Below are 7536 nucleotides of genomic sequence, written 5' to 3' on the forward strand. Positions count from 1 at the left end.
CTATGGCCTATTTGCACAACATTAGGCACACAACCCAGCGTTGTGATCAACACTGGTGCACAAACAGGATCGGACTCGGTAATCCTATGAAGGCGTGGATTGAAAAGATATGAACTATAGGGGCGTCACCAAGCTATTAGTTTCCGTACTCCTGACCGCTATCGTTTTGGCTTCGTGCAGCTCAGCAGCTAAGAGTTCGGGAATTACGGTAGCCGGGGTGTCATCGGTTCGGATAACTAAGTCAGTTTTGGCTAAGCGTTTTCTCATCGTTCGGGGTACCTGCAACACTACCGGATCGACACCGGCAGCACCAGCGATCAAGTTCCATGTCTCCCTAGCACATCAACAAGTTGGCGCTACAGCCTGGGGGTGCAAAAAGCCACGGGCATCATTCTCTTTTTACCTCCCCTCAAAGGATCTGTCCTCCAACGAGGAGCTACATATTTTCTCACTACCGGAGAGTAAATGGGTCATCGAGATCTCTGGATCGAATACCAAAGGCAGCTCAAAGGAGTTTGCCTTCTATTCGACATATGTTCCTCCTAGACCCAAGCCTCCAGTATTACCAGCTACAGCACCTCTATGCACTCCTGGTCAGGTATCGGTTGGTATCACCGGTGTCGGTGATGAGGCAGATCTGGTAAACGCCTATCTAACGGTCTCAGATACCTCCTCGTCTCCGTGCAGCCTGCAGGGGTGGCCAACGATCGATGGAGTCACTGCAACTAAAGAGTCGATTCCTGCGGTTCGACAGCACGCCATGGGCCCGAATGGAAATATCCTTACCGCTCCTTCAGTGATAATTATCAAGAAGGGCGTGCAAGCCGCCTACAGCCAAGTGACGTTTCAACCAGACTGTCTTGGCGGTAACAAAGGAGTGACCGTAGAGAAGAACTTCACTTCTTTGAGTGTAACGTTGCCGGACAACTTGGGTACCTATTCGATTGCATCATCGGCATTCAACCAAGGATCAGTAATTCAGACCCCAGATAGCTGCTACTACACCTCCGGTAAACTATTTTATGGCACGATCTATACATTCTTTGTTCCTTCATTCGGAGAACCATCTAGCGCACTGTGAGCTTGAAGTAGTAGAGAAAGTTGTAACACCTCGTGCGAACAGGGCAATTGGCGGTTGCGAAGCACGGATTGAAAGCAGTGCGCTACAGCTCTAGTATTAGGGCATGGATACTCCACGAGAGGCGATGATCCTCGCCAAGGAACTCCTAGACGGCTTGGATCGAAGGTGGTCGCATGTCATGAGGGTCGCGGCAAGGGCCGAAGAACTTGCGGCGACCCTCTTTGAAGATATCTCCCAAGGTGAGGTCTTGGTCATGGCCGCCTGGCTTCATGACATTGGCTACGCTGGGACCCTCGCCAAAACTGGCTTCCATCATCTCGATGGAGCCAATTACCTGGAGGAGATCGGCGAACATCGACTTGCGTGTCTGGTGGCGCATCACTCTTCTGGGACACAAGAAGGACATCTGCGTGGTCTCGATCAAGAGATGTCGAGATTCCCGGTTGAACCTGGACTCATCTCAGACTGCCTTACCTACTGCGATCTCTCCAATGGACCAGACGGCCAACCGATGGAGCTAACCCAAAGAATCGACGAGGTCGAGAGACGCTACGGTAAGGACGATGTAGTTCCGCAAGGTCTACGGCTCGCCTACCCCCAACTCGCCAAATCGTTTACCCACGTAGAGCTGTTGTGCTCACAAGTCGGATCTAGCGAATAAAGGGCTCGATCTTGTTTGTGAGATAATCCTCGATGCGTAGCCGAACGGAGGGGTGAATATCGTGGGTCTCTAAGTCCGCTAAGGGAACGAAGGCAACCTCGCTCGACTCCGAACTTGTTCTAAGCCGAAGTTCCCCCCAGCCGGTCTCGATTTATGCCTAAATTGCACCTTGAGCAGCATGTTCTTGGCTAGGGTGGTAGAGAGTGTAGGCATGTATTCTAAGGCTTGGCAGGGATTTATTGGGTTTGGTATTGACATAAGTGTTATCGACGTGTCAGATAGTAAGCATGTACGTGGCCACGATCCCCAATCGTAACTCACCACCGGCGATTCAGCTACGAGAGAGCTATCGAGAAAATGGCAAGGTCAAGACCCGTACGCTTGCGAACTTGAGCCGTTGGTCACCAGACAAGGTAGAGCAACTGCGCCGGGTACTTATGAACCAACCCCCAAAGGCAAAGCTCCAAGAGAGCTTTGACATCACCCGTAGCCTTGGCCATGGTCATGTCGCGGCCGTGCTTGGCACGATAGGCAACCTAGGCCTTGATACCCTCATTGATCCTGTCCCCTCTCGCCAACGAGATCTCGTTGTAGCCATGATCATCTCCCAGGTGATTCGCCCCTCCTCCAAGCTCGCCTGTGCCAGGGGGCTAAGGGCCGAGAGTGCGACGAGTTCACTCGGTGAAGGTGCTCTCACTTTCTTTAGTCGATGAGGATGACCTCTATGAGGCGATGGACTGGTTGGCACCACGTCAGTCACAGATCGAGGCCGAAATCGCAAAGCGACACCGAGAAGATGGAACCCTGGTTCTCTATGACATGTCATCGGCAGCCTTTGAGGGTAAGACCTGTCCCCTTGGCAAACGGGGTCACCCAAAAGATGGAGTGAGGGGACGACTCCAGATCGTCTATGGGCTCTTGGCCACCAAAGAGGGGGTTCCAATCGCCATTAAGGTCTTTGCCGGCAACACCGGTGAACCAACGACGATCGCCCAACAGGTCGAAAAGCTAAAGGGTCGCTTTGGACTTGCCAACGTAGTGCTCGTTGGAGATCGCGGACTACTGACCCAAGCACGTCTACGAGAAGACGTCACCCCCAAACAGCTCGACTTCATCACCGCACTACGTGCTCCACAGATTCGAGCCCTGATACGAGACGAGGCTATAGGGCTCTCCCTCTTTGACGAGAGGGATCTCGTCGAGGTCACGCACCCTGACTATCTAGGTGAACGCCTCGTTGCGTGCTTGAACCCACACTTAGCCAAAGAGCGCACCGAGACGCGCCAATCCCTCTTGGCGGCCACCGAAACAGAGCTCGACAAGATCGTCGCCTCCCTGAATCGCGAACGTCGACCACTTTGGGGTAAAGACAAGATAGCGATGAGGGTCGGCAAAGTCATTGACCGCTACAAGATGGCCAAGCACTTCATTATCGAGATCACCGATGAGACCTTCACCTACCGACGTGATGAGGCAAAGATCGCAGCTGAGACCATCTTGGACGGTATCTATGTGCTTCGCACCAGCGTGGAGTCCAAGGTGCTGGGGACCGAAGAGGTCGTCTTGTCCTATAAGTCCTTGTCAAACGTCGAACGCGTCTTTCGTGGCTTTAACACCGACCTCGATATCCGACCAATTTGTCACCGTACCGAGGCGCGAGTCAGCGTGCATGTGTTCTTACGGATGCTCAGCTACTACGTGAGTTTTGCAATGGCACACACCTTGGCTCCGGTGTTGTTCAAAGACGATGATCCAGCCGGTGCCAAAGCCCTGAGGGACTCACCTATTGCACCGGCCAAACGATCAACGAGTGCTAAGGCAAAGGCGAGCACCAAGGTGAGCGCTAATCATACGCCAGTACATAGCTTTGCTACCCTCATGGAGGATCTGGCAACCGTCACAGCCAACCGGATCCAACCCAGAGACACCGATCTTGACTCGTTTGCCATGATCACCAAACCCACCCCTTTGCAACAACGTGCCTTTGAGCTTCTTGGGGTCTCTCCGACTCTCGGCTACATGTAGGCAGGGCTCAACTTACAAACCCCCTGGTAGTGCCTGATATTGGTTATCATGGTGGGGGGAACTTCAGTTTAGCCTCACAGAGTTGCGCTACTCGACGATCGGAGAATTGAGATCCACGGTCCGTGTTAAGCCGAATTCGGCTTAAAACAGACCACGGGTCTCAATTTACGTCCTGGGGCTTCAGCGAAAACGTCCGTCGGTTCAAGCTCCTCGGGTCGATGGGAACCATCGGCGACTGCTACGACAATTCGCCAATGGAGTCGTTTTGGGGAACGATGCAGATCGAACTACTGAACCGAAAGCGTTGGACCACGAAACTCGAATTGACCATGGCCATCGCCGACTATAGAGCTCACACTCTGACCTGCTCCTTGAAATCGAGCAAAGAGTATGGGAATGTCGTTGTGTTGAGATAGTCGACGAATTCCTTTGTGACTGGTTCAATCTTGGGAATGAAGCGATTGTGGGTTACAGCAGAGCGTCCTTGCTTCCAAACGTGTTCCTAGGGATTGAGTTGCGGGGAATACGGAGGGAAATGGACCGCTTCGATGTGATGCTCGCTCATTGCCTCTTGAGCGACGCTCCCTCTGTGCCATCGTGCCCCATCCATAGAAGAGTCTTCTCCCTTGGGTAGATCTTGCGGATCTTCAACAGTATGGCCGCTGCTTCATGCATTGTCTGGCGCCTTGTTGCAAATGCATGTTCAACCTGTCTTGAGGTTCAAAAACCCAGAGATATTTCGGTTCTTTCTGGTTCTGTTGGTCTCAATCACAGCTGGGAACGTACCCCTGGGTGTCCAGACTTTCTGTGTCGTTGCCGCTTGGGTGAGGACCATCTCATCTTCACAGAGGATCACCGTATCTGAATCAGAGAACTCCTCGTTCAGACGCTCTTGCCGGTTGTCTTTCCACTGTGCTACCGCTTGGGGATCAGCCTTTTCATCTTGTTTGCCCAGCAGATGGAAGCTGAGCTTGCTTGTGCGAAACAGAAGGTAGGAGCGAATCCTAGAGGCAGAGAGAACACCGTATCTGCGCTTGAGCACTGTGGCCAGGATCCGTGTTGACCAAAACGGGGAATTGCTATAGCCGTGGTCATTGGGAGTTGTAGTTGTGAGCATGATGTTTACTTCATCTCTTTGAGACTTTGAGAGAAGTACCGGAGCGTTGTTATGGCGCTTGTCCTTGAATGCTTCAGTGCCAATGCTGCGGAATGACCGTCGAATTCGCTGTACATGCTTAACGGAAAGGCCTGTCCTGCTGAGGGGACTCCCATCCTCAAGGGTGAGAACTGCCAGCGCCCGCTTGTATTCGTCGATGTTTTCAGTCTCCGCCATGAATGCTTCAATGGTGGCGAGTTCCTCGGGTGCAAGCATGTCATGGGAAGATTAACACACCCCACAAGAAATTAAAAGGACCCTTTGGAGCATTTCAGAGTGTTATGCGAATACATCGAGAACTTCTACAACCCGACTCGCCGGCATAGCTCACTCGGCTATCTGACACCGCACGAATTCGAAGCTCTACAGTTGTATTGAAACCAGACCTGACTCGCACAAGCGTGGTCCGAGGAATGGGTCCAGGTCAAGTGGATAAGCTATTGGGGATCCCTAAATTACCTCGGCAGCTAGTTCAAATACCTTATTCCAGTGGCCTCATGATTGAAGCAGAGTAGCGCAGGGTTAAGATTCAGGGGGTGTGCTCATAGTGCGATTGACCGACCGATATAGAGAAAACACAACAGCGATCGGCAGAATTACGAGGGCGGCGAGGAGTAGACGTGCTACATCTACATTGAGTGCACCTGTGCTAGAGCAGTGTGCAATTACCACGCCGACATGATGCGGTCCGATCAGTCCAGTGGTGCACGTTGACGTTCCAGAAGCTGAGCCAGAGAGCATAAATGCAGGAACGAGTCCGCCAGGAAACACAAGCGTTGCGAGCGCTTTCTGGAGCGTTGACCATGTGGGATCTCTCCACAGCCTCCACACTCCCCAAATCCATCCGATCCCCGCTGCGAAACCTCCAAAAAGTAAGAGCGCAAGCGTGGCTCTCTGACTAGGAGGTATGCGACTTTGTTGAGAGTTAGTTGAACCGCTAGTAACATGATCACGGTCTCTCATATGGCTCCTCCATTCAGTTTATAAGAAGCTCGTCGACCCATTGACCGTCCAATAATTGTTTGCATAGAAACGAAGAGTAACGTTCACATTCGCAGTTTCAATCGTGATCAGTTTGAGGGGCGAATAGCTAAAAATGAAATTGGCGTTTGATTGCCCTGAATACACTCCAGTAGCTGGTTGACTGGTTCCCCACGTGAAATTACTTAGGCTCCAGCCAGGGTAATAAACGGATGTTCCGACGTCGTTCAGTGGTGCAACACTGGTAATCACACTGCCATTGTCGCTAAAGCCCTGATTTACTTGCCACTTGAAAACTGGGACTCCGAAAACTGAATCTTCGGTTTGGCTAAGGCTCATCACCGGATCTCCCCCTGGCATAGGCGTGACAGTAACTGTAGTTGTCACAGCGACCGGTATCGACAATAACTGCTGCATTCGCCTAGTATTTCCTTGTGAATGACTCAATTGTGCAATAACAGATTGACGGTTTGGGAGATAGGTGGTGGTGAATTTAACTCCTGATGCATTTAACGAAAAACTAACGCTAGTGGGTAGTTGTGCAGTAGGGGCTGGCGCAGTAATAAGCGGCTGTGCCCAAACTACATTACTCATTGATCCCAGCAGGGCGATGGTTATAACCCCACCTGATGCAATATATTTAGCAAGCTTCTTGGCAACTAATGCATATATGATTCCTGTAACTCCCTTACACGGTAGTCATTGTAGTTTACGGAGCTTCTACGGTAACTGTCAAGTCAGTTGACGTATTTCTTAGAAATATCCTTGGTGTCCTGCTACGCCGTGGTTGACCTCCTCTCTCGCTGTTATGCACTCGGTGTAGTTCAGGCGTCTCTCGCTGGTGACCAGTTACGGATCTTGCCAGAGATCCATCGAGACGGGTTCTTCATCTTGGACTGTTCATACAGCGCTTGTCGCTGAGCGAGTGTCTCAAGGTGGTCTCCGTTGTGCATCTCGGTAGTGGTGACGAAGTTCAAAGCGGAGTGACGATTTTGATTGTTGTAGTAGGTGACAAACTTCTCTATCCAACTCCGTGCGGAGATGAGATCAGAGAAGCCCCATAGGGGTACCCGGGCCCATACTTTGTTGTGCGAAAGAGGGCTTCGATATGGGGGTTGTCGTCTGAAACCCGTGTTCGGGAGTTCGTTGTGCCAATTCCTAAGTCATAGCAGAGCGCAAGGAGCGCCGTTCCCTTCATAGGAGAGCCATTATCCGTGTTAAGCCGAATTCGGCTTAATTCTGATTATGCCGACGTTTTTACTAAGCCGAGGAATCGTCACTTGGCCTGCTGGGGAGTGGCAAGCTGACGTATTCCTCGGCTTAATATCTCGGTATTATCGCAGGCTGTATTGGGTTTGGAGCTTGCGACCGCCGAGGCGACTCTCGGAGGAAACGTCGATCGCTGGGATTGTCGAGTCGACAGCGGTGGACGCCTGCTCCTGACCGAATAGCCCCAAGATGATCGGTCGTGTGCCTAAAGTTGTGCAAATAGGCCATAGAGTCTTTGGAACTGTGTCTATCTTAGTAAGTGGTTATAGAACTGTCATTGACTTTTGATCTTTATTTAGTCCTTGACAGTGGAAGTAGAGTGTCTATCAGTTATCGAGATCCAAGTAGGCAACCGGTTCATCA

Annotated in this window: 6 protein-coding genes and 2 pseudogenes; 5 read left to right on the forward strand and 3 right to left on the reverse strand. The window is 51.5% G+C overall.

Annotated elements, in window-relative coordinates; all coding sequences use genetic code 11:
* The first annotated feature begins 109 nt into the window (after window positions 1-109).
* The 4 genes and pseudogenes from BUA24_RS11220 to BUA24_RS13025 all read left to right on the forward strand — a co-directional run.
* Complete coding sequence (locus tag BUA24_RS11220) at window positions 110-1081, forward strand: DUF4232 domain-containing protein (RefSeq protein WP_072792629.1); 972 nt, start codon at window positions 110-112, stop codon at window positions 1079-1081.
* A gap of 103 nt (window positions 1082-1184) precedes the next feature.
* On the forward strand, window positions 1185-1742 hold the full coding sequence (locus BUA24_RS11225; RefSeq protein WP_072792631.1) for an HD domain-containing protein: 558 nt from the start codon (window positions 1185-1187) through the stop codon (window positions 1740-1742).
* 287 nt (window positions 1743-2029) lie between these two features.
* Window positions 2030-3767 (forward strand): annotated as a pseudogene (locus BUA24_RS11230) (IS1634 family transposase).
* 149 nt (window positions 3768-3916) lie between these two features.
* A pseudogene (locus BUA24_RS13025) lies at window positions 3917-4114 on the forward strand (IS3-like element ISAar24 family transposase); the annotation flags it as partial.
* A 155-nt stretch (window positions 4115-4269) separates the two neighbouring features.
* Here the strand turns inward: BUA24_RS13025 and BUA24_RS13500 are convergent.
* From BUA24_RS13500 to BUA24_RS11250, 3 genes are all read right to left on the reverse strand, one after another.
* Window positions 4270-4377 (reverse strand): transposase, encoded by a 108-nt coding sequence (locus BUA24_RS13500; RefSeq protein ID WP_072792636.1) that lies wholly within the window; start codon window positions 4375-4377, stop codon window positions 4270-4272.
* Window positions 4378-4470: 93 nt separating this feature from the next.
* Window positions 4471-5139, reverse strand: a complete 669-nt coding sequence (locus BUA24_RS11245) for a hypothetical protein (protein ID WP_072792639.1) — start codon at window positions 5137-5139, stop codon at window positions 4471-4473.
* A 306-nt stretch (window positions 5140-5445) separates the two neighbouring features.
* On the reverse strand, window positions 5446-5886 hold the full coding sequence (locus tag BUA24_RS11250) for a hypothetical protein (RefSeq protein ID WP_072792642.1): 441 nt from the start codon (window positions 5884-5886) through the stop codon (window positions 5446-5448).
* Between the two features lie 953 nt (window positions 5887-6839).
* On the opposite strand from BUA24_RS11250, the gene BUA24_RS13225 reads away from it, so the two are divergent.
* The gene (locus BUA24_RS13225) at window positions 6840-6968 is read left to right on the forward strand and encodes a hypothetical protein (protein ID WP_272867313.1); all 129 of its coding nucleotides are present in this window, start codon (window positions 6840-6842) and stop codon (window positions 6966-6968) included.
* The last annotated feature ends 568 nt before the right edge of the window (window positions 6969-7536 follow it).

Origin of the sequence: Ferrithrix thermotolerans DSM 19514, from assembly GCF_900128965.1 — a bacterium.
GTDB classification, from domain to species: domain Bacteria; phylum Actinomycetota; class Acidimicrobiia; order Acidimicrobiales; family Acidimicrobiaceae; genus Ferrithrix; species Ferrithrix thermotolerans.